The 1,271-nt window shown below is 29.6% G+C and carries 2 protein-coding genes; one reads left to right on the top strand and one right to left on the bottom strand.

Going from position 1 to position 1,271, the window contains the following annotated elements; genetic code table 11:
- Nucleotides 1-125: 125 nt before the first annotated feature.
- The gene (locus QLS31_RS16310) at nt 126-386 is read right to left on the bottom strand and encodes a hypothetical protein (protein ID WP_282744717.1); all 261 of its coding nucleotides are present in this window, start codon (nt 384-386) and stop codon (nt 126-128) included.
- A gap of 182 nt (nt 387-568) precedes the next feature.
- Between QLS31_RS16310 and QLS31_RS16305 the strand changes: the two genes are divergently transcribed.
- Nucleotides 569-931 carry a hypothetical protein gene (locus tag QLS31_RS16305; protein ID WP_282744716.1) on the top strand — a complete coding sequence of 121 codons (363 nt, stop codon included), beginning with the start codon at nt 569-571 and terminating at the stop codon, nt 929-931.
- Nucleotides 932-1,271 lie beyond the last annotated feature (340 nt).

Below are 1,271 nucleotides of genomic sequence, written 5' to 3'. Positions count from 1 at the left end.
ACGTGAAATACCTATGATGTGTTGCATGCTTAAAAATACGAAAAATCTTCTTTTTATACCAACATTTTGTTATATTTGTTAATAAGTAAACGGAAGTTTTTTCACAGACTGACGTTACCAGTAAGCTATTGCTCAACATCGTCTAAAATATCCTCACAACGAGTTACCATATCCATAAATTCAGAATTTGGTTCATAATCTGGATGCGCAGACATAGAATTTACAATTCCTTTCATCGCTACCAATAGTCTTTCGTATTTGTCTTTTGGTAATATTGCAAATTCGCCAGCAGTTACGCTAAAATTATCTTGCATTTCAAAAGTCCAAGTATTTTCGCTAAAATCAGAAGTCAAAGCTTCTCCAATTTGTGTTTTTAATTTTGACATAGTTTGTAAATATTTAGCCTACTGGTAACAACAGCTACATTTCAGCGTTTTATTAGTGATTAATTTGATTATTGTTTTGTACTTCAATCATTCGGCAAATCCGAAGCATTATTTTGTGTTTTACCACGCCGAAAGTGTAGCTGCGGACGTTACCAGCTATATTACCTCAGAAACACGAAAATATGATTTCAGAAATTTTAGAGATTTTATCAAATTTGAGCAACTTACCATCGAAAGAAAACCAACCAGAAAATCCGAAGAAAAATGTTTTGATTTTTATTTGTTTTCTTGCTTCTTCAATTTCTATAATATTTCTTATTCCCGAAATTAAGAGAATAAACAAAAATGAAAATTCAACAATTATAATTAGTTTGATTTTTATTGTGTCTATTATTTTTGCTTTCGTTGGAATTAAATCAATGCAAAAACTGAATATACTTGAAAATCAAACATTTTCAAAATTCATAACAATTTTGATTTCAATATTTCTCGTTTCTATGATTTCAATTTGCTTATTATATAATAACTTTGATTTTCATTTTTAGAGTTTATTCTCAAAAATTGAAAATATTGAAATGGAAAATAGAAAGTGGAAACTAAGCGAAAATGAAAGCTAAAAATAAACAATAGAAAAAGTTTAAGCATAAAAATACAGCTGGTAACACACGCTACAACGGATTTGGGCAATTGGTTTAATGGAAAATTGGTTTTGTATTTGGGATAATTTGGCAAATCCGAAAATAGGGCTTAATTTAGTCCCAAACCCGCTGTAGCGCGAGAACGTCAGTCTGTGAAAAAACTTCCGTTTACTTATTAACAAATATAACAAAATGTTGGTATAAAAAGAAGATTTTTCGTATTTTTAAGCATGCAACACATCATAGG

Source organism: Flavobacterium sp. XS2P24, assembly GCF_030010285.1.
Taxonomy (GTDB): Bacteria; Bacteroidota; Bacteroidia; order Flavobacteriales; family Flavobacteriaceae; genus Flavobacterium; species Flavobacterium algoritolerans.
Note: the sequence above shows the minus strand (reverse complement) of the source record. Positions and strands in the feature narration are given on the sequence as shown.

Excerpts from the sequence above, each read along its gene's own strand:
- QLS31_RS16305 (WP_282744716.1), top strand. The coding sequence starts at position 569 with ATGATTTCAGAAATTTTAGAGATTTTATCAAATTTGAGCAACTTACCA.
- QLS31_RS16310 (WP_282744717.1), bottom strand. The coding sequence starts at position 386 with ATGTCAAAATTAAAAACACAAATTGGAGAAGCTTTGACTTCTGATTTT.